19 protein-coding genes are annotated in these 20294 nt (G+C 34.2%); 16 read left to right on the forward strand and 3 right to left on the reverse strand.

The features are described 5' to 3' along the window. Positions 1-23 precede the first annotated feature (23 nt). From FNOD_RS01385 to FNOD_RS01460, 16 genes are all read left to right on the forward strand, one after another. Positions 24-1376: an aminopeptidase gene (locus tag FNOD_RS01385; protein ID WP_011993457.1), complete on the forward strand. Its 1353-nt coding sequence runs from the start codon at positions 24-26 to the stop codon at positions 1374-1376. 41 nt (positions 1377-1417) lie between these two features. Further along, positions 1418-1846 (forward strand): MarR family winged helix-turn-helix transcriptional regulator, encoded by a 429-nt coding sequence (locus FNOD_RS01390; RefSeq protein ID WP_011993458.1) that lies wholly within the window; start codon positions 1418-1420, stop codon positions 1844-1846. 38 nt (positions 1847-1884) lie between these two features. Beyond that, entirely contained in the window at positions 1885-3282 is a 1398-nt protein-coding gene (locus FNOD_RS01395; protein WP_011993459.1) for a PEGA domain-containing protein, read from the forward strand. Positions 3283-3316: 34 nt separating this feature from the next. Continuing rightward, positions 3317-4621, forward strand: coding sequence for an S-layer homology domain-containing protein (locus FNOD_RS01400; RefSeq protein ID WP_011993460.1), 1305 nt, complete (start codon positions 3317-3319; stop codon positions 4619-4621). An 11-nt stretch (positions 4622-4632) separates the two neighbouring features. Further along, positions 4633-5415 carry a patatin-like phospholipase family protein gene (locus FNOD_RS01405; protein WP_011993461.1) on the forward strand — a complete coding sequence of 261 codons (783 nt, stop codon included), beginning with the start codon at positions 4633-4635 and terminating at the stop codon, positions 5413-5415. Next, positions 5387-6145, forward strand: coding sequence for a hypothetical protein (locus tag FNOD_RS01410; protein ID WP_041256769.1), 759 nt, complete (start codon positions 5387-5389; stop codon positions 6143-6145). Before FNOD_RS01405 ends, FNOD_RS01410 begins: the two co-directional genes overlap by 29 nt. Positions 6146-6182: 37 nt before the next feature. Continuing rightward, entirely contained in the window at positions 6183-6857 is a 675-nt protein-coding gene (locus tag FNOD_RS01415) for a hypothetical protein (RefSeq protein WP_011993463.1), read from the forward strand. Between the two features lie 58 nt (positions 6858-6915). Further along, a complete protein-coding gene (miaA, locus tag FNOD_RS01420; protein WP_041256771.1) occupies positions 6916-7836 on the forward strand; it encodes a tRNA (adenosine(37)-N6)-dimethylallyltransferase MiaA in 921 nt (306 codons plus the stop codon). Between the two features lie 56 nt (positions 7837-7892). Continuing rightward, the gene (gene dnaX, locus FNOD_RS01425; RefSeq protein WP_011993465.1) at positions 7893-9446 is read left to right on the forward strand and encodes a DNA polymerase III subunit gamma/tau; all 1554 of its coding nucleotides are present in this window, start codon (positions 7893-7895) and stop codon (positions 9444-9446) included. Positions 9447-9450: 4 nt separating this feature from the next. Further along, positions 9451-10509 (forward strand): type IV pilus twitching motility protein PilT, encoded by a 1059-nt coding sequence (locus FNOD_RS01430; protein WP_011993466.1) that lies wholly within the window; start codon positions 9451-9453, stop codon positions 10507-10509. Next, complete coding sequence (prfA, locus tag FNOD_RS01435) at positions 10509-11552, forward strand: peptide chain release factor 1 (RefSeq protein ID WP_011993467.1); 1044 nt, start codon at positions 10509-10511, stop codon at positions 11550-11552. The genes FNOD_RS01430 and prfA overlap by 1 nt, the downstream gene beginning before the upstream one ends. Positions 11553-11578: 26 nt before the next feature. Next, positions 11579-12202 carry a uracil phosphoribosyltransferase gene (upp, locus tag FNOD_RS01440; protein WP_011993468.1) on the forward strand — a complete coding sequence of 208 codons (624 nt, stop codon included), beginning with the start codon at positions 11579-11581 and terminating at the stop codon, positions 12200-12202. Positions 12203-12322: 120 nt separating this feature from the next. Further along, positions 12323-13573 (forward strand): transcription termination factor Rho, encoded by a 1251-nt coding sequence (gene rho, locus FNOD_RS01445; protein ID WP_148202085.1) that lies wholly within the window; start codon positions 12323-12325, stop codon positions 13571-13573. Positions 13574-13605: 32 nt separating this feature from the next. Beyond that, positions 13606-14472 carry a sulfide/dihydroorotate dehydrogenase-like FAD/NAD-binding protein gene (locus tag FNOD_RS01450; protein WP_011993470.1) on the forward strand — a complete coding sequence of 289 codons (867 nt, stop codon included), beginning with the start codon at positions 13606-13608 and terminating at the stop codon, positions 14470-14472. After that, positions 14463-15857, forward strand: a complete 1395-nt coding sequence (gltA, locus tag FNOD_RS01455; protein ID WP_011993471.1) for an NADPH-dependent glutamate synthase — start codon at positions 14463-14465, stop codon at positions 15855-15857. The genes FNOD_RS01450 and gltA overlap by 10 nt, the downstream gene beginning before the upstream one ends. Before the next feature lie 36 nt (positions 15858-15893). Further along, complete coding sequence (locus FNOD_RS01460) at positions 15894-16166, forward strand: hypothetical protein (RefSeq protein WP_011993472.1); 273 nt, start codon at positions 15894-15896, stop codon at positions 16164-16166. Between the two features lie 58 nt (positions 16167-16224). Here FNOD_RS01460 and FNOD_RS01465 read toward each other — a convergent pair whose 3' ends face one another. From FNOD_RS01465 to FNOD_RS01475, 3 genes are read right to left on the reverse strand one after another with little or no spacing between them, the layout of a single operon-like run. After that, on the reverse strand, positions 16225-17238 hold the full coding sequence (locus FNOD_RS01465; RefSeq protein WP_011993473.1) for a substrate-binding domain-containing protein: 1014 nt from the start codon (positions 17236-17238) through the stop codon (positions 16225-16227). 15 nt (positions 17239-17253) lie between these two features. Then, positions 17254-18102 (reverse strand): glycoside hydrolase family 16 protein, encoded by an 849-nt coding sequence (locus FNOD_RS01470; protein ID WP_011993474.1) that lies wholly within the window; start codon positions 18100-18102, stop codon positions 17254-17256. 19 nt (positions 18103-18121) lie between these two features. Beyond that, positions 18122-20275 (reverse strand): beta-glucosidase, encoded by a 2154-nt coding sequence (locus FNOD_RS01475; RefSeq protein WP_011993475.1) that lies wholly within the window; start codon positions 20273-20275, stop codon positions 18122-18124. Positions 20276-20294: the final 19 nt, after the last annotated feature.

The following is a 20294-nucleotide window of genomic DNA, read 5'->3' on the forward strand; positions in this document are numbered from 1 at the left end:
TTTTAAATACGGAGGTGTAAATCATGGGTATTGACAAAGGATTGGTATGGAAAAAGAGAACACGTGAAGAAATTGAGGTTTTTTCCGAAAGTTATAAAACGTTTATAGACTATGCGAAAACCGAAAGACTTGCAATTGAATATTTTGAAAAATTATTAATAAAGGCCGGGTTTGTAAGCATAGATAATTATACGGGTAACGAAGATGGAGTCTTTTTCGTAAACCGTGGAAAGTCATTGGTTGCCATTAAAGGAGATATTACAAAAGGTATAAATTTTGTAGCAGCACATGTTGATGCTCCAAGGATAGATTTAAGACCTTATCCTTTATACGAAGATAGTGGAATAGCACTTGGCAAGACTCATTATTACGGTGGAGTTAAGAAATACCAATGGCTTAGTTTACCGTTAGCATTGGTTGGAGTTGTTGTTAAAGAAAATGGTGAAAAGATAAATGTTTGTATCGGCTGCGATGAGAAAGATCCGGTTTTTGTTCTTCCAGATTTATTGCCACACCTTGATAAAGAAGACAAAAAGGTAAGTGAACACTTTAAAGCTGATAAAATGAATGTCATTTTAGGTTCTATACCTCTTATAGGTGAAGAAAATGAAGCGGTTAAGAAAAATGTTTTAAAGTTGTTAAAGGAGAAATACAACATAGATGAAGAAGATTTTATAAGTGCAGATTTAGAACTCGTTCCTGCGTTGAAACCAAGAGATGTCGGAATTGATGCAGGTATGATAGGGGCTTACGGTCACGACGATAGGATATGCGCCTATCAGGCAATCATGGCGTTTGTAAATTCAGAAGTTTCTAAAGACCAAAAAGCAGCTGGAGTTATATTATTTGACAGAGAAGAGATAGGTAGTGAGGGTGATGCTGGAGCTCAAGCAAGATTTTACAAATCGTTTGTAAGAAAGTTATTAAAAATAAAAGGTTTTTCAGATGCAGAGAGTGCATTTGATGAAATCATCAATAAATCTTATGTTATTTCAGCGGATGTTACAACGCTTTATGACCCTTCATATCCAGATGTTCACGATAAATTGAATGTTGCAAAGCCGGGCTACGGAGTTGCGATTGTTAAATACACAGGTCGTGGAGGTAAAGGTGGGGCTAGCGAAGCACATGCAGAGTTGGTTGCGAAAGTACGGGGCGTTCTCAACAAAAATGGCATTTCTTGGCAGAGTAGTTTACTCGGAAAAGTTGATGTTGGTGGTGGAGGCACTGTTGCAAAGTTTTTAGCTCAGGAGGGTTTTGATACAATAGACATGGGACCTGGATTAATGAGCATGCATGCTCCATTTGAACTTGTTTCGAAAGCCGACTTATACGAAACTTATTTGGCATTTAAAGTGTTAATGGAACAACTTTAATTTCTTCAATTTTTCTTGTTTAGAAGTGATGAGGTGAAAAAATGAACGACGAAATGATTGTTCAACTTGAAAAGTTACTTAGAGAAATATGTTTTAAAATAAGAGTTCATGGTCGAGAAGCTTTGAAAAATTACTCTATAACACCAGCTCAATTTGATTTGCTACAAAAAATTTATTTCAATGGCCCACAAACAATGACAAAATTAAGTCAAATGTTAGGTATTGCAAAAAGTACAACAACAGGTTTAGTAATGAGACTTGAGAGGGATGGATTTTTGAAAAGAAGGCAGAAAAAAGAAGATAAAAGAGTCTCTTTTGTTGAAATAACACCACTTGGAGAAGAGGTTATAAAAGCGGTCATAAATTACAGAATAGATTATGTAAGAAGCGTTACTATGCAATTACCCGAAAACGATGTTGAAAAATTATACTCATTGTTAGATAAGCTAGTAAAAAATATGAACAATTAACAGATGATTACAAATAGTAAGGTAAAAAAGGTGATTTAATGAAGGTAATCAAAAAGGTTTTTTTGTTCTTTTTAATTTCTGGAACATTTTTATACCCTTTGCTACTTCTTGCTTTGACTGTTATTGGTGAAAACGGAAGTATAGTTTACTATAACGATAAATTAATAGGTACCATAAAAAACGCAAGTATTACATTTGACGCCACATTTCCAGGCTATTTGAAAGTCATCAAGCCTGGTTATATATCTTTTGAAAAATATTTAACTGAAGATGGGACAATAACGGCAACTCTAACTTTGCCGTCTTATCTTCAACTTAATGTTAATCCAAAAGATGCAGTAATATCAATTGATGGATTTTTACAAAAAACTTTAGACAACAAAATTGTTATTTCTCCAGGAAAACATGTTATAGATGTTAGCGCGCCGGGTTATACCACAAAAACAATTGAGATAAACATTCTTCCGTACGAGGAAAAATTTATAGATATTTCTCTAAAAAAAACCACAACATTGCGTATTGAATCTGATAAAAAGATAGAAAATGCATTTTTTGATAATTTGCCAATATCTCTCCCATTAACATTAGAAGTTATACCTGGGAAACACAAATTAATTCTTCCAAATAACTTTGTAAGAAATAATGTAGAAATTGAAATCCCGAGTCAAGATGAATATACAATTAAAATTGATACTCATGAGAAATTCCTACTTTCTGTATCTGGAAAACCCAACGATGCTTACGTTCAAATAAAGGATCAAGTTTATAAAGCACCATTTAATATTAGTTTTCCAGAAGGTGTCTATAACATAAAAATTTTTTCTCAGGGATATGAAGAATATAAAACAACAATTGATTTAGATAGAAATAAAACGCTTTATTTTGCATTAAAACCATTGGAGGAGGTCACTGTTAAATTTAGAAAGAAAGGTTACACTGTCGAATTTGATGGATTTGCTCGTGAAAGTGTTCCAAAAAGTCCGATATTTACTACAATAAAAGACGAAAAAGGGAATATTGTGTGGCTAGGGTTTAGTGATGGGACCTTTGAAGATATTCCAAAAACTATTCCTATTCTTATTGGGCGTAACCATTCTATTTTTGTTGCTAATACAATTTATAATGGCCCAGCTATAGTACATGTGCAAAGCGGTCAAAGGGTCTTATCCTTTTTTAATAATGAAAAAATAGGTGAATATGAGATAAAGAATTTTACCATCTTTGATAATAAAACAAATTGCCTTGTCAATATTTATTCCAAAGAAAGAATAGATGTTTATTGGGATGGAAAGTACATAGGAAAAACTCCAATTTATCTTTTTAATGCAGAGGAAGGGATTCATAACGTTGTTTTTAAAAATGGGGGAATTACATTATCAGAAGTCAATTATGAAGTTAGGTCTTCTCGCTTGAATGAGATAAAATTTGGTGAATAAGTGATATTATGAATTTATAAAGGGCGGTGGTAAGGTGAAAAAGCGATCGTGTTTGTTGTTAATAAAAGTTATTTTTGTGTTTTTCTTTTCAATTACTTCGGTTTTTGCTGCTACAATAAAAGACCTTTCGCCATCTGCTTCCGATTACAAAGCAGTAAATGCATTAGTTGACATGAAAATATTAGACGTTGATTCAAATGGAAACTTTAAGCCCTCGCTTCTTATTACTAAGTTGGATCTTGCAAGGTATCTTTACAACCTTATTGATTATTACAACCTTAATAACTTATCAAGATTACAAACAAGTTTAGGTGATGTCGTAACATCAAGTGATTTAAAAAAATTGGATAGTAAAATCTCAGGTTTGGACAGCAGGATTTCCGGTGTTGAGAAACAAATTCAATCGATTCAAAGTAGTCAAAATAATCTTCAAGATACGGTTAAGAACCTTCAGGTAAATATAAATGAAATGGCAAAAAAGATAGATTCTTTAGAAAAAAAGATTTCCGCTCCAGTTTCAACTCCTTCAATACCATCATCTTACCAAGAAACGTTAACAAGCTTGCAGAAAAGTGTGAATGATTTAAAAACTCAGCTATCAAATAATGAAAAACAACTCTCAACTATAAAGCAGCAAATATCAGTAAATGAGTCTAGTATTGAGAATTTGAATAAATTAATCCAAAAAAATACCGAAAAAATAGATAGTCTAACTAGTAATATATCCAGTTTAACTAATAATGTATCAAAAATAAATAATAAACTTGAAATTGTAGACAATATTTTAGTTAATTACTCGAATGAGATTCAAACTATTAAAAATAGTATAGAAAACATTAATGTTAATACGAAAAATACCAATAACAGAATAGACTCTCTTGAAAAACTAATGCTTTCTATTAATTCATCGTTAGATCAAAGATTGAAAAAAGTCGAAGAAATAATAAATAAAGGTGATGAATTTCTAAAAAAATTGGATGCGGTGGATGCTATTACTGTGGAGAATGCTTTTAATAATATCCAACTTTTAACAAACAGATTTGACCAGATAGAACAGAGATTTAATAAAATTGAAGACTATGTTAATACGTTAAATGTAGAGCAAATGAAAATTATGAACGAAATTTCAAAGTCCAAAGTAGAGCAAGAAAAAATAAATGAAATAGGTTCTAAATTAGAGACTTTAAATGATTATCAGCAAAAAACAAATAACGAGATTTCGAAAATGCAATCAAACTACGACCAACTTAAAAATGAACTGAATATAACAAGATGGATTGCTATAGGAAGTCTTCTTCTTTCAACTGTACTTTTCTTCATTATAATAACTAATCAATAAAGGAGATATTTATGATAGGTTTAGCTTTGGAAGCTGGTGGGGTAAAAGGTTTTTCACATATAGCCACACTTAAATTATTTGAATTGTGTGGGAAGAAGCCAGACATAATTTCAGGTTCATCTTTTGGTTCAATTGTCGGGACTCTTTATGCACTCTATCAAGATTCTGAAAAAGTTTATGGAGTGTTGGCGGAAAATATAACAAACTTTTTAAAAAGGAAAAAATTTTCCAATTTCAAATTTTTCAATTTTGAATTAATCTTGGTGGAATCTCTTGTAGATCTCGATGATTATTACGATTTCTTTAAATCTCTCTACGGTCGAGCTAAGTTTTCTGATTTAAAAATTCCTGTTGATGTTGTTGCTTTTGATATGGAAAATCTTGAATCTATAGTTATTAACGAAGGATTTTTAGTCGATGCAGTCCTTGCCAGTTGCACAGTGCCAGGTGTCTTTGAACCAACTTATATTGCAGGTACCAAAATGTTAGATGGTGGTGTTCTATCACCAGTTCCAGTGATTGAACTAAGAAATAAAGGGGTTGAAAGAGTCGTTGCAAGTATTTTTGAGGAACCAAAAAATTCTTATAACACACATATGGAGCTAATGCTTTATATTGATTCAATTAAAGGAGATATAATTCTTCAAAGAGAAATAGAGACAGCGGATTTTGTGATTTCTTATCCAATCTCAGTTCAGTGGACTGAACTGGAAAAATACAGGGAAGTTTATAATAACGCTCTAAAAATAATTTACAATAGGAGAGATGAATTTGAAAATTTCATTGGGCGGTGACATTGTACATTACATTGGTGCAATTGGATTTTTTAAATCAATAGATGAAATTGAGGAAAATAAAAGATTAAGTGGTGATTTTGAGATTTACTGTTCTGGTTTTTCATGTATACCAGCTTTGTTGTGGTATTATAACAAAAATAGTGCTTACAATACTCTTTCAAAAATGTGGAATGAATTACCAAAAATTTTTCCTAATGCCTCGAAAAATTCATTGAAGGAAATCTCAAAGAATGTATTTACTCTCGTGAAAATGCAGAAAAAGTTGGATGAAGAGGAAAGTAGGAAAAATTTGACGCAATTTTTTGAAAAATGGGTTCCAAATTTTGAAATAACTGGTTCTGAGAAAATAAAATTTTGTTCATTTAACCTTGAATCATCTCAAGAGGAAATTTTGGTAGGGAACTCCATAGACATAATTGCAAAAGCAATTAATTACCCTATTGATTTTTCACCTGTGAAAGGTTATACTTCACTAAGTTGGATATTTGGAATTCCGCTTGGAGATGTTATAATATACATTGATTGGATAAAAAGTTTCAAACCTCAGAGAGCCTCAGATTACCTTCTTTTATCGACTTTCTCAAGAACACTTAATATAGCCAAGGATAGAATTTCAAAATCAAAATATTTTATCAATATAGAGATCGATAATAATTCTAATTTTGCTATCATAGCCAACAAATTTTATCAGGCTGGGAAAAAACTAACAGATTCTATATATAAGTGAGAAAAAATGCAGAACTAAATTTAAGGAGGGGACTATTATGAAAAAACTAAAAAGCGTAATAGCTTTGATTTTACTTGGTTTACTTTTTGTGAACTTACTTATGGCTCAGACGACAACTACAACAACTTCAACATCCAAAAAATCCAAAACTGTAAGAGTATCAGCGGATTACGTTGAGCCAAAAAGCGATGTTATTTATTACAAAGGAAGAATTTTTGTCAATATTGAAGAAGATAAGGTAAGTGTCAAAACTTCTGAAATGTATGTTAAAAAAGTAAATGATAAGTGGAAGATAGTAGATATACCTGCAAAAGCAGAATTTTCATTTGATGGTGGTAGTGCCGTAGCAGATAAAATGACTTACGACCTTGATAATAGAACAGGTACCTTAACAAATACAACTGTGACAATTATTGACTCAAAGAGTAATGAAAAGATAACGATTATTGCAGATACTATAAACTTTGATTTGGATAACGATAAGTACAGTGGTACAAAAAAAGGAGGAGTTAATATAACAAAAGGTGATATTACGGCTGTTGCGGATAAATTTGAATACGATAAGAAAAAAGGCGAACTCACCCTTATTGGTGCAGTTGTTATTAACGATTCAAAGAAGGGTGTAAAAATGACAGCGTCTGATGCGGTTATATATACTGAGAAAAACGATATGAAAGCCAATAATGTTAGTATTGAGTTGAAAGTAGAGTAATTTGTAATAGACCATTCTAAGTAAGAATTGTAAGAATTTTTGTGAAAGAGTGATGAATTTGAAGAGGATTATCATTTCTGGTCCCACTGGTGTTGGCAAGACAGACTTAATTGTTGAAATATCAAAAAATTTACCAATAGAAGTCATTTCCATGGATTCTAGGCAGATTTATAAGTATATGGATATAGGAACAGCTAAGCCTGACCCATATCAGTTGATGTTAGTTAAGCATCATATGATTGATATTATAGAACCTAATGAATATTTTAATGCCTTTTTGTACCAAAAAATGGCAAAGGAAATTGAAAAAGAAATCCTATTAAGAGGAAAAATCCCTATTTATGTTGGAGGTACTGGACTTTATATAGATGCTCTTGTAAAAGGTTTTTTTGAAGGAGTACCACGTGATGAAAATATCCGAAAAGAACTTAGTAAATTAAATGAACAAGAGCCAGGCATATTGAGAAAAATGCTTGAAGAATTTGATCCAGAAGCCGCAAGCAGAATACATCCACAAGACATGAAAAGAACCATCAGGGCATTGGAAGTTTATCTAAAAACGGGAAAGAGAATTTCTGAATTACAAAAACAAGATAAATCAGATGATTTTGTTTTAATTGTTTTGAATACAGACAGGAACATACTGTACGAACGTATCAACATTAGAGCTGAAAAAATGATCGAACACGGTTTAATAGACGAGGTTAAAGAACTCATAGAAAAATACGATAAAACACTCGATACCTTTAAAACTATTGGATACAGAGAGATAATAGATTATTTAGATGGTATATATGGTCTTGAGACTGCTATTCATCTCATCAAAAGAAACACAAGACATTACGCAAGAAGGCAGTTAATATACCTTAGAAGATTTAAAAACTCATTATGGTTTGATCCACTTCACTCTGAAACAAAAGAAAAAATCGTAGAGATAATTTCTGGTGTTTATAACGAATTATCTCAAAAAAAAGAATGAAAATTAATAACGTTTATTGTGGAAAAAACTGGTTGGAAAAACTGAGGTGAAATTTTATGGAAGCATTATACAGAAAATACAGACCCAAAAATTTTTACGATATTGTTGGTCAGGAACACATAAAAAAGCTTTTAACGAATGCTTTAAAACTTCAAAAGATAAATCATGCATATATCTTTGCTGGTCCAAGGGGGACAGGAAAAACCACTACCGCGAGGATATTAGCGAAATCTTTGAACTGTGAAAAAAATCAATTTGGTGAGCCATGTAACGAATGCACATCATGCCAAGCTATAGATAATGGTTCTCATCTTGATGTTATAGAGTTAGATGCTGCATCGAATAGAGGTATTGATGAAATAAGAAAGATAAAAGAAGGTGTAAATTTTACTCCCGTAATGGGAAAATACAAAGTATACATTATAGATGAAGTTCACATGCTCACAAGAGAAGCTTTCAATGCTCTTCTTAAAACATTAGAGGAACCACCACAACACATTGTTTTTATACTTGCAACAACCAATCCTGAAAAAATTCCTCCAACAATAATGTCAAGATGCCATGTACTTGAATTCAGAAACATATCTGAAGAAAACATAATAAGTAAATTAAAATCAGTTTGCGAAAAAGAAGGTTTTGACGTAACATATGAAGCTTTGAAGAAAATAGCAAAACGTGCTGAGGGTGGACTAAGGGATGCACTTTCAACGTTAGAGCAAGTCATTAGATATACAGGAGGAGAAGTTACCGAAAAAATAGTTGATGAAGCATTAGGACTTATAAGTGAAGAAACCATAGAAAAATTTATAGAAGCAACATTAAATAACGATAGAGAGTTGATCGAGAAAATATTGAATGATATTTACATAGAACGTGGTGACTTTGATACATTCATAAACCAATTGATTGAAAAAACTTTAGAGAAAAAAGAAGATAATATGTTAAAATTAGCAAGTGATTTTTATAATGTTTTGAAAGAAATCAGATTTGCAGAAGAGAAACTTTTAATTGCAAGGTTAATGTTCCTATCAATTGCTAATAGATATCACGGTAAATATTCGAATATTTCTAATGTTGCCTCAACTGCTCGATCTTCTCAGGACAATGTTGGTACTAAGCAACTTTCCAAGAATATTCAGGATGAAAAAATTACGGAACAAAATGAAAATACACTTCCACAAAGCGAAAAGATGCCATCAGCACAATTAAACGAAAGTGTGAAAAATGAAGACATTCAGGTTGACTTGAAGAGAGAAGAGAAAGAAGAGAAGCATTTATCTCAAAATGTTTCACAAGCTAAGTTCTTAAAACAAGTAACAAAAGAATTGTTAGAAGAACTCAAATTAAACGGCGATTTATCGATATTTGTTGGTTTATCATTGGCAACTGTATATGAAAATGAAGATAGTATAAAAATTATCTTTGACAAATCAAAACAGTTCAGTTATGAAGTAATAAAGGAGAAGAGGCAAGAAATAGAATTACTCTACAAAAATAAAAGTGGGTTAAACAGACCTGTTGAAGTTATCCTATCTGATGAGATTACAGATCCAGTTCTTGAAAAACTCAAAATGCTTTTTGATGACAACAAATCTTCCTTAGGAGGGTAATTTCATGTTAAACATTTACGAAATTGTTAGTAAGGCAAGAAATATGAGGGCCTCAGATGTTCACTTATCCGTTGGTAATCCACCAATTGTACGGGTTGATGGTTTTCTTTCAAGAATGCAGGGATATCCTATAATTGAAAAATCAGATTTAAAAGAGGCAATTAAGCACCTTATGATGGAAGAAGGTATTGCTTCCGAAAATATGGAAGTAGATTTTTCCTTTGGATTTGAAGACGTTAGAATAAGAGCAAATTTATACTATGAAAGAGGTAATCCGACGCTTGCTTTGAGAATTATAACAAAGAAAATAAGAACATTTGAAGAACTTGGTTTACCACCCGTTTTGAGAGAATTTTGTGAAAGAGATACAGGTTTAATAATTGTTACTGGTCCAACGGGAAGCGGTAAATCCACAACACTTGCTGCCATGGTAGATTATATAAACTCTAAATACGCTTATCATATAATCACTATAGAAGACCCTATTGAATATATTTTCGAAAACAAGAATTCTCTTATTCATCAAAGAGAAGTTGGTAAGGATACGGAAAGTTTTGCAGACGCTCTTAAATACGCTTTAAGACAAGATCCTGATATCATATTAGTTGGGGAAATGCGTGATCTCGAAACAATTTCGCTTGCACTTACCGCTGCAGAAACCGGGCACTTGGTCTTTGCAACGCTACATACTAACTCGGCAGCAACCGCCCCAGAAAGAATAGTCGATGTTTTCCCGGCACACCAACAAAAGCAAGTATCATTGCAACTTGCAAATACTCTTGTGGGGGTAGTTTACCAAAGACTTGTACCAAAGAAATCGTCTGGAGTAATACCGATAGTTGAAGTTCTCGTTGCCAACATAGCTGTCAGAAATTTAATAAGAGAGGGAAAAATACATCAAATAGAGAGTATAATGCAAACTGCTCAAAAGCAGGGAAATATATTATTTGACGATGCTTTACTTAAGGCTTACTTTTCAAATGAAATAACAAAGGAATCTGTGATTGGATTTGCACGCAATCCTGAGGAGGTGGCAAAGAAGATAGGATGGACAGGAGTTTAATGGAAAGTATCCGCAGTTGGGTGAAAAAAACTTTGGAAGAGATTGAAAAGAAAATGATGGAAAATTTGGAATTAAAGGAAATGATAAAAATCTCTGCAGAGTTTACTAAATTTAAAGAAATTGACGAACTTATAAATGAATATTTTAATCTATTAGATGAAAAAGAACTTTGGGAACAAGAACCAGGTAGTGAAGACGAAATAGCGAAATTGGATAGTAAAATAGAGAAGATATCAAACGAAATTATTGCATTACTTCTTCCAGATGACGAATTCAGAGATAGAAATGTATTTTTAGAAATTCGGGCAGGAACTGGTGGAGAAGAAGCAGCGTTATTTGCGGGTGATTTATTGAGAATGTATTTAAGATATTCTGAGAGAATGGGATGGAGTACTGAAATTATCGATGAAAGCAAATCAGATTTAGGTGGATACAAAGAAGTTGTAGTAAGAATAAAAGGAAAAAACAGTGGAACATACATGAAATACGAAAGAGGTGTACACAGGGTTCAAAGGATTCCTGTTACAGAATCTGGTGGAAGAATACACACTTCAACGGCAACGGTTGCTGTACTACCTGAAATGAAAGATGTCGACGTTTATATAGACCCAAAGGATATAAGAATAGATACCTACAGAGCATCTGGTGCGGGTGGGCAGTACGTTAATAAAACGGAATCTGCTATAAGAATTACTCATATACCCACTGGTATTGTTGTAACATGTCAATCTGAACGTTCACAACACCAAAATAAAGAGAAGGCTATGATGGTTTTAAGGGCAAAACTTTATGAACTCGCAAGAAAAGAGCAGGATGAAAAACTTTCTTCTCAGAGGAAGAATCAAATTGGCAGTGGTGAAAGAAGTGAGAAGATAAGAACATATAATTTCCCTCAAAATAGGGTGACAGATCACCGAATAAACTTGACGATATATAATCTTCAAGCAGTTTTAGATGGTGATTTAGATTTGATTATTCCAAAGCTTATGCAATATGATATAGAAGAACAATTGAGAGAACTTGGGGTAATTCAGTCAATCTAAGAAACTTGAAATGGAGGAGGATATTTGTGCTATATGTAGTTGATCACCCATTGATAAAGCATAAACTCACGATTATGAGAAAGAAAGAGACGGGTCCAAAAGAATTTAGGGAACTATTAAGAGAAATTACCCTTTTGATAACATACGAAGCTACACGTCACATACCAGTTTATGAATTGGAAGTTGAAACCCCGTTAGAAAAAACCAAGGGTTATTACATAAATGATAAAGATATTGTTGTTATACCCATATTACGTGCTGGACTTGGTATGGTTGATGGAATACTTGAATTGCTACCTAATGCGTCAGTTGGACATATAGGCATCTACCGCGATCCAGAAACGTTGAAAGCTGTTGATTATTATTTCAAAACTCCAAAGCTCCACGATAAAAGTGAAATCTTTATTCTTGATCCAATGTTGGCAACTGGAGTGTCTGCAATAGACGCAATAACAAAGGTTAAAGAACTCGGTGGAAAGCAAATCACATTCATATCTTTGATTTCCTCACCAGAAGGTGTAAAGGCTATCGAGAAGGCTCATCCGGATGTGAATATATATACCGCATCACTTGACAGAGAACTTAACGACCATGGTTACATATTACCTGGCCTTGGAGATGCCGGAGATAGATTATTCCGAACAAAGTAAAGATAGTGAATAAATTTCAAAGGAAAGAAGCCTTGTTAAATCAATTATTCTCTTAAGTTGTGCCGGTATGACAAAATCTTTTGTTCCGGAGGTGTTTGGCGTTTGACAGATGGAATTAACATGAAACAACTTGAAGATATGACAATGAAAGAACTTTATGAGCTTGCAAGAAAATACGATATACCAAGGTATACAAGTATGAGAAAACAGGATTTGATATTTGAAATTTTAGAAGCAAAAGCCAGAGCTGAGGGTTATTTCTTTGGAGAAGGAGTTTTAGAGATAGCCCCAGATGGTTATGGTTTTTTGCGTAGTTTAGAGACCATGCTTACAGGTCCAAAAGATATCTATGTATCACAATCTCAAATAAGAAAGTTCAATTTGAATACCGGTGACATCGTATCAGGAGTTATTCGACCACCAAAAGAAGGCGAACGTTTTAACGCAATGATAAAAATTGAAGCTATAAATTACAAGCCACCAGAATTTGCCAATGAAAGGGTGAATTTTGAGAACTTAACACCAGATTATCCAAAAGAGAGATATATACTCGAAACAGATAAAGAAGTATACTCAACAAGACTCATAGATTTATTTGCTCCCATTGGAAAGGGTCAAAGAGGGATGATAGTAGCTCCACCTAAAGCCGGTAAGACAACTATTTTGAAAGAAATAGCCAATGGAATCGCGAGAAACCATCCTGATACAATTAGAATAGTCCTCTTAATTGATGAACGACCTGAAGAAGTTACAGACATAAAAGAATCCGTTAATGCAAAAGTAATAGCAGCCCCGTTTGATATGCCTTCCGATAAGCAAATTAAAATTGCGGAATTAACCCTTGAAATGTGTAAAAGACTTGTTGAATATGGAAATCATGTGGTAGTTTTGCTTGATAGTTTAACACGCCTTGCAAGAGTTTACAACATTACTGTCCCACCGAGCGGAAAATTGTTAAGTGGTGGTGTTGACCCAGCTGCTTTGTATAAACCTAAACATTTCTTTGGTGCAGCGAGGAATACACGTGAAGGTGGAAGTCTAACGATAATTGCAACTGCACTTATAGAAACAGGTTCAAAGATGGATGAAGTCATTTTCGAAGAATTTAAAGGAACAGGAAATATGGAATTGGTTCTTTCAAGGCAACTTGCAAATAAAAGAATTTTTCCTGCCATTAATATCTCACTTTCAGGTACAAGAAAAGAAGAATTACTACTTAGCCAAAACGATCTTAAGAAGATATGGATAATCCGTAGAATGCTTAGTTCAATGTCTGAAGAAGAGGGAATTAAACTAATTTTATCTAAATTAAAAGAGACCAAATCAAATGATGAGTTTCTTGCCTTAGTGGATGCACAGAAAAGTGTTTAAATAGTTTAACATTTTTAGGAGGAATTTATAAAATGTTTGAACATTCAGACACTATAAACAAAATAATATCCAAAAGAAAATTATCTAAAGGGATCCATGAACTATGGATTTTTAATCCTTTTGTCAGTAAACATACAAAACCAGGGCAGTTTGTCATTATTAAAGTTAGTGAAAAAGGCGAAAGAATACCTCTTACCATCGCTGAAACAAACGGAGACAATTTTAGAATTGTCGTTAAGGCTGTTGGTAAATCAACGTACGAATTGTGTTCATTAAAACAAGGAGATATATTATTTGATGTTGCTGGACCTCTTGGAAAACCTAGCGAGGTAAAATTTTATGGTAATGTGTTGGTAATTGGCGGTGGTGTTGGTATCGCGGCTATTTACCCAATAGCTAAAGCTTTAAAAGAAGTTGGCAATAAGTTAACCGTTATAATTGGTGCACGTACTATCGACGATTTGATTATGAAAGATGAGTTTGAGTTTGCAGATAGAGTAATAAAAGCAACAGATGATGGCTCATCTGGTCAGAAAGGTACAGTCATAGATTTTATGGAAGAAGAACTTAGAAATTCAAAATACGATATTATTTGGGCAGTTGGACCTGCGATTATGATGAAGTTTGCAAGCGAAGTTGCTGATAAACATAATCTACCAATATGGGTTTCATTAAATTCAATAATGATAGACGGAACAGGAATGTGTGGTGGATGTAGAACACTTATAAAAAATGAAAAAGATGGCGAGATAAAATACGTATGTGTGGATGGGCCAGAATTCGATGGGCGATATGTTGATTGGGATAGTTTTATGAAAAGATTGAATCAATACAAAGAACAGGAAAAAATTGCTTTTGAGAGATACCTTGACCAGATAGGTGATATATCATGGCTGTAAGAGATAGAATAGAGGTCTTAGAACAACCAGCTGAGCAAAGGAAAAATAACTTTAATGAAGTAGCTTTAGGTTACAACTATGATATGGCAAAGGAAGAAGCAAAAAGATGTTTACAATGCAAAGTGCCTACGTGCATTTCGGGATGTCCTGTCGGAATAGATATTCCTGGATTCATAAGAGAAATCGTCAAAGAGAATTTAGAAGGCTCGTTTAAGATACTTAAATCATACAATTACCTTCCAGCTATCTGTGGAAGAGTATGCCCTCAGGAAGTTCAATGTGAAGGTGCATGTGTACTTAGTAAAGTAGGAAAACCTATAAATATAGGTGCTTTGGAACGTTTTGTCGCTGATTGGGCTTCTGAAAATAACGTACAATTTGAAAATACTGAATACAGTAAGGAAATTATTATAAAAAATAATAAAAAGAGAGTTGCGATAATTGGTTCAGGACCAGCTGGACTTACGGTTGCTTCGGAACTTGGGAAAAGAGGCTACCAAATTGATATATACGAAGCACTACATGAATTTGGTGGAGTGCTCATTTATGGAATCCCGGAGTTCAGGTTACCAAAATCGATCGTAAAGAAAGAGATATTTGACCTCGAAAAATTAGGTGTGAATTTTTTGAAAAATATACCGGTTGGTTACGCAATACCCGTTCACGAAATTCTTGAAGATTACGATGCGGTTTTTGTTGGTGTTGGTGCTGGTACACCAAAGTTTATGGGTATACCTGGTAGCGAATTAAATGGTGTTTACTCTGCGAATGAGTTTTTAACCCGTGTCAATCTAATGCGTGCCTATAAATTTCCAGAATATGACACACCTATAAGAGTTGGGAAAAAGGCCGTAGTTGTTGGTGGTGGAAACACAGCGATGGACGCGGCAAGAAGTGCGTTGAGATTAGGTGCAGATGTAACCATAGTTTATAGAAGAACAGAAGCTGAGATGCCTGCAAGAAAAGCAGAAATTCACCATGCCAAGGAAGAGGGGATAAAAATCTTAACGTTAGCTACCCCTGTAAAGTACGTCGGCGACGAAAATGGTAACCTCATAGCTATAGAGTGCGTAAGGATGGAACTTGGCGAACCAGACGAGAGTGGAAGAAGAAGACCCGTATTTGTAAACGGTAGTAATTTTATTATTGAAGCTGATACAGTAATTGAGGCAATTGGAACAGAAGCAAACAAATTCTTACTTTCTCAATTTCCCGATCTGAAAACTAATAAATACGGTTACATAATAACGAACGAATATGGACAAACAAGTATTCCAAAAGTATTTGCTGGTGGAGATATCGTAACTGGATCAGCAACAGTCATACTTGCAATGGGAGCAGGTAAAAGTGCTGCACAAGGAATTCAAAAATTTCTTGAAGATTGAAAATAAAGTTGGTTAAAATGCATCACGAGGTGTCATATGTTTTACATAGAATTAATCGTCTCGATGGTAATTCTTCTAATGATAGTTGCGATAGTTTCAATGACGATTCCAATGCAAAGAGAGATGTTAAATGAAGCTATAAGACAAGAAAAAGCGCAGCTTATTGCAGAAAATATGTTTTGGGAAACGATAGATGAGACTGCGTTAAAGAGCCTTCCCAATAATTTTACAAAAGAATTTACCGTTGAAGTTGACAACCAAAAGTACAGAGTAATCATAGAAGCTGAAAAATTTGATAGACAAAAATAGATAATATTAAAAAATCCCGGTCGGGTGTAACAACGACCGGGATCTTTTTGTTTTTATATTACCGTATTTTTTTCACTGATTCACGTTCTATCAATTTTGTTGGCAATATTATGTTTCGTGGCAATCTTGCTTTTTTATCAAGTATTCTTGAGATGAGCAATTGGGCAGCAGTAACTCCCATTTCCCATCTTGGCTGCATAACGGTTGTTAGCCTTGGGTTAGTATACTGTGCAAATGGAGCGTCATCGAACCCTATTATTGATACTTCGTCTGGTACTTTAATTCCATGGTCTTTCAATGCATCTATGGCACCTAAAGCAGCCCAATCGTTTACCGCAAAGATTGCGGTGAAGTTTAAACCATACTTCTTAAGATGTTGTGTCACGCTAACCCAACCGTGCTCTGAATTATATCCTCTGTGTTCTCCATAGTATATATTAACTTCGCTTCTGTTAGGCAACTTTTCAACGAATTTCCTTATTCCTTTTTCTCTATCTAATGCTGCTGGAGATACTTCTGGACCGGGAATAAATAAAATGTTTCTGTGACCGTTGACGTAGAGGTATTTAATTGCTGAGTAACCACCAGTTACATTATCAACATTTACAACATCAAAGTCGATTTCATCAACTCGGAAATCTATTAAAACAACTGGAACACCGCTTTTTGTAAATTTCTCGATTAATTTTTGACCACCAAACAACTCTCCTAATATAATTCCATCCACCTTCCTGCGAAAGTACTGATCAAGTATGTGTTCTTCGATATCAACTTCCCATTTTGGAAGTGCGAGCATAATATCGAATTGTTTAGTATACGCATATTCCTCAATTGCCATTACTATATCACTGTAATGGTAACCCCTTATGTCTGGCATAAGTACTCCTATTGTGCGAAGGAGTCTTCCAGTTCCTTCTTTAAATGAAAACGCTGGCTTATAGTTTAATTTTTTCACCGCGTTTAAAACTCGCTTTCTTGTTTCCTCGGAAACTCTGTCGCTTCCATTTAAAACCCTTGAAACGGTTGCTATTGATACATTAGCTAGCTTAGCGACCTCGCGTATATTTGCCAAATTAGATCACCTCTGTTACTCTTCATCTAATGTATACACTCTTACATAATCAATGTAAAATCTGGCCGGGAAGGGTGTTGTATTATCTGGATAACCTGGCCAATAGCCACCTACGGCAAGATTCAGTATGATAAAGAATGGATTATCAAAGACCCAAACTTTTCCACGATTTTCTATGGCTTTTTTGTAAACCGCATGGTATATTTCATCGTCAACGTACCATATTATCTTTTCTTCATCCCAAATAATGCCGAATACATGGAAATCATCAACAAAAGATGGTTTGGTAGTTACATCAATCATATATTTTCCACTAATTCCGTAACTTCCGCTGTACCCAGGTCCATGCATTGTTCCATAAACTGTCTTTTTATCGTGACCAAGAAATTCAACTATATCTATTTCACCGCAGGTAGGCCAGCCTACGTACCTGAAATTCTCACCAAGCATCCAAAATGCTGGCCAGAGTCCTTTACCTTGAGGAAATTTTAATCTTGCCTCTATTTTTCCGTATTGGATACTGAATTTATTTTCCGTTGTCATCCTCGTTGAAGTGTAATTATATGTACCTTTTGAGTCTTTTACAACTTCTTTTCTTGCTTCGATAACAAGCATCCCGTTTTCTATCCACGCGTTTTTTCCATCTGTATAGTACTGCCATTCACCGTTACCCCAACCGTTGTTATTTCCAATTTGGAAGTTCCATTTTGTTCTATCTACCTCTTTTCCATTAAATTCATCAGACCAGATTAATTTCCATTTATCGCTTTTTAACAACGCATATTCCTCCTTTGTGAAAGAACAACCAACTGTAGAAAGAAGTACTAATAAAACCATAATTAATAACAGCAACTTTTCTCTCATACCATCACCTTCCTAAAATTCATATCTTTATTTTTCCAATCAGTCTTATGTCTCTTGAGGACGCACCTATGCGGAATTCGTATTCACCTTCCTCTACAATCCATGAGTTTCCATCGAAAGAAGCTAAATCGGATGCGAATAATTCAATAATAATGTGTTGTACTTCGCCTGGTTCTAATAGTTTTGTTTTCTCAAATGCTTTCAATTCTTGGTATGGCTTGTCTATCTTCACAATTGGTGCTCTTACGTAAAGTTGTGCCACTTCTTTACCTGACCTGTTGCCTGTATTTTTTATGTCAAATTCAACAACAAATTTTGAACCAACACGTTTAATCGACAAGTTCGAATATTCAAATGTTGTATAAGAAAGTCCAAAACCAAATTCGTATGATGGCTCTACTCTAAATGTATCATAATATCTGTATCCTACGTATATCCCTTCATCGTATACAATGACAGTTGGATTATCTCTCGGTTCACCCGGGAACGAACGCGATGGAACATCATTGTAATCTTTTGGGAATGTTGTTGGCAATTTTCCTGATGGATTTACGTCTCCAGTAAGAACATCTGCAAGAATTCTTCCAGCTTCTTGACCTGGTTGCCAAACAAGTAATATACCATCGCATAAATTTTTCCAACTTTCAACTTCTATAGGTGAACCAATGTTAAGAACAACGATGACCTTTTTGTTGTGTTTTCTAAATATCTCTGATACACTTTTCAAAAGTTCAAATTCATCATCACTAAGATAATAATCTCCCTTTTCTGCTTTTCTGTCGTAACCTTCTCCGGATATTCTCGTTATAATAACAACAGCGACTTCATTTCTTTTTGCAATTTCTTCGAGTTGTGATTCTTGGATGAAATTTTCAGGTAGTTTAGGTTTTATTTCTTCTCCCCAACTTCCTCTAGTAACTTTGTAATCTCCGCTTCTGAATTCTTCAATTTTTTCTCTGTAAAGTTTGGCTAATTCTTGATCAACGCTTAAACCTCTTTCTAATACACCATCTAAGAAGTTAACAGTGTACATTGGGTGAGTTTCTCCGCTACCCGTTCCACCGCGTATCGTTTCAATTTGTCCAGTTCCAAATAACGCAAATTTTGTGTCCTTTGAAATTGGCAATACATCATCATTTTTCAATAATACCACACCTTCACAGCCTGCTTCGTAAGAAATTTTTGCGTGTTTTTCTAAATTCGGTTTATTTGAATATTTATAACCTTTGAATGCCGGTGTTTTGAAAAGAATTCGGAGGATATTCCTTATTCTTTCATCTATTATCTCTTCTGTGAGCTCACCTTTTTCAAGAGCTTCTTTTATATCATCTCTTTCGTCTTTTGGCCTCAAATGTGGAACAATTTGGAAAGACTTTCCAGGCATTATCAAATCGTTTCCAGCCATAAGTTGTTTTGCAGCGCTGTCTCCTGCAAACCAGTCTGTCATAACAAAACCATCGAATTGCCATTCATCTCTTAAGACCTTCATTAATAACCATTTGTTTTGTGAAGTGTAATATCCATTGAGTTTATTGTATGAACTCATTACAGTCCATGGTTTAGCTTTTTTAATAGCTATTTCAAATGGTTTAAGGTAAATTTCTCTCAGAGTCCTTTCAGAAACAATTGTATCTATCGTCATCCTATTTGTTTCCTGTTCGTTTGCAACAAAGTGTTTTATACATGCACCTACTCCTTGAGATTGCACGCCTTCAACGAAACTCGCCGCCATTTCTCCTGTTAGTAGAGGATCTTCTGAGTAGTATTCAAAATTTCTTCCACCCAATGGATTTCTGTGTATGTTTATCGCTGGTGCAAGAAGAATATCTACTCCGTACTCTCTAACTTCTTCTCCCATGGCTTCTCCAACTTTTTTTAGAACTTCCCTATTCCATGTTGAGGCTAACATCGTTTCAACTGGGAAAGCCGTTGCGTGATATTTATTTTCATCATTTTCTCTTTCTGGGTCTATACGAAGTCCAGCAGGTCCATCTGCAAGTACCGTTCTAGGAATCCCGAGTCTTGGTATCTCAAATGTGTCACCTGCTGCACCTTTAACTTTTGGTTTTGGATTTCCTTCTATCCAAGTAGCCCCAACACCAACAACAAAATTAATCTTTTCTTCCATTGTCATACTTTTTATAATTTCCTCAATCTTTGTATCTTCAAACATGTTTTTTTCCTCCCTTTGA

Origin of the sequence: Fervidobacterium nodosum Rt17-B1, assembly GCF_000017545.1 — a bacterium.
GTDB lineage: Bacteria > Thermotogota > Thermotogae > Thermotogales > Fervidobacteriaceae > Fervidobacterium > Fervidobacterium nodosum.

Bases quoted from the DNA above. Each gene is read 5' to 3' on its own strand.
- FNOD_RS01385 (WP_011993457.1), top strand. From the start codon at position 24: ATGGGTATTGACAAAGGATTGGTATGGAAAAAGAGAACACGTGAAGAA.
- FNOD_RS01390 (WP_011993458.1), top strand. From the start codon at position 1,418: ATGAACGACGAAATGATTGTTCAACTTGAAAAGTTACTTAGAGAAATA.
- FNOD_RS01395 (WP_011993459.1), top strand. From the start codon at position 1,885: ATGAAGGTAATCAAAAAGGTTTTTTTGTTCTTTTTAATTTCTGGAACA.
- FNOD_RS01405 (WP_011993461.1), top strand. From the start codon at position 4,633: ATGATAGGTTTAGCTTTGGAAGCTGGTGGGGTAAAAGGTTTTTCACAT.
- FNOD_RS01410 (WP_041256769.1), top strand. From the start codon at position 5,387: ATGAATTTGAAAATTTCATTGGGCGGTGACATTGTACATTACATTGGT.
- FNOD_RS01415 (WP_011993463.1), top strand. From the start codon at position 6,183: ATGAAAAAACTAAAAAGCGTAATAGCTTTGATTTTACTTGGTTTACTT.
- dnaX (WP_011993465.1), top strand. From the start codon at position 7,893: ATGGAAGCATTATACAGAAAATACAGACCCAAAAATTTTTACGATATT.
- FNOD_RS01430 (WP_011993466.1), top strand. From the start codon at position 9,451: ATGTTAAACATTTACGAAATTGTTAGTAAGGCAAGAAATATGAGGGCC.
- prfA (WP_011993467.1), top strand. From the start codon at position 10,509: ATGGAAAGTATCCGCAGTTGGGTGAAAAAAACTTTGGAAGAGATTGAA.
- rho (WP_148202085.1), top strand. From the start codon at position 12,323: ATGAAACAACTTGAAGATATGACAATGAAAGAACTTTATGAGCTTGCA.
- FNOD_RS01450 (WP_011993470.1), top strand. From the start codon at position 13,606: ATGTTTGAACATTCAGACACTATAAACAAAATAATATCCAAAAGAAAA.
- gltA (WP_011993471.1), top strand. From the start codon at position 14,463: ATGGCTGTAAGAGATAGAATAGAGGTCTTAGAACAACCAGCTGAGCAA.
- FNOD_RS01460 (WP_011993472.1), top strand. From the start codon at position 15,894: ATGTTTTACATAGAATTAATCGTCTCGATGGTAATTCTTCTAATGATA.
- FNOD_RS01470 (WP_011993474.1), bottom strand. From the start codon at position 18,102: ATGAGAGAAAAGTTGCTGTTATTAATTATGGTTTTATTAGTACTTCTT.
- FNOD_RS01475 (WP_011993475.1), bottom strand. From the start codon at position 20,275: ATGTTTGAAGATACAAAGATTGAGGAAATTATAAAAAGTATGACAATG.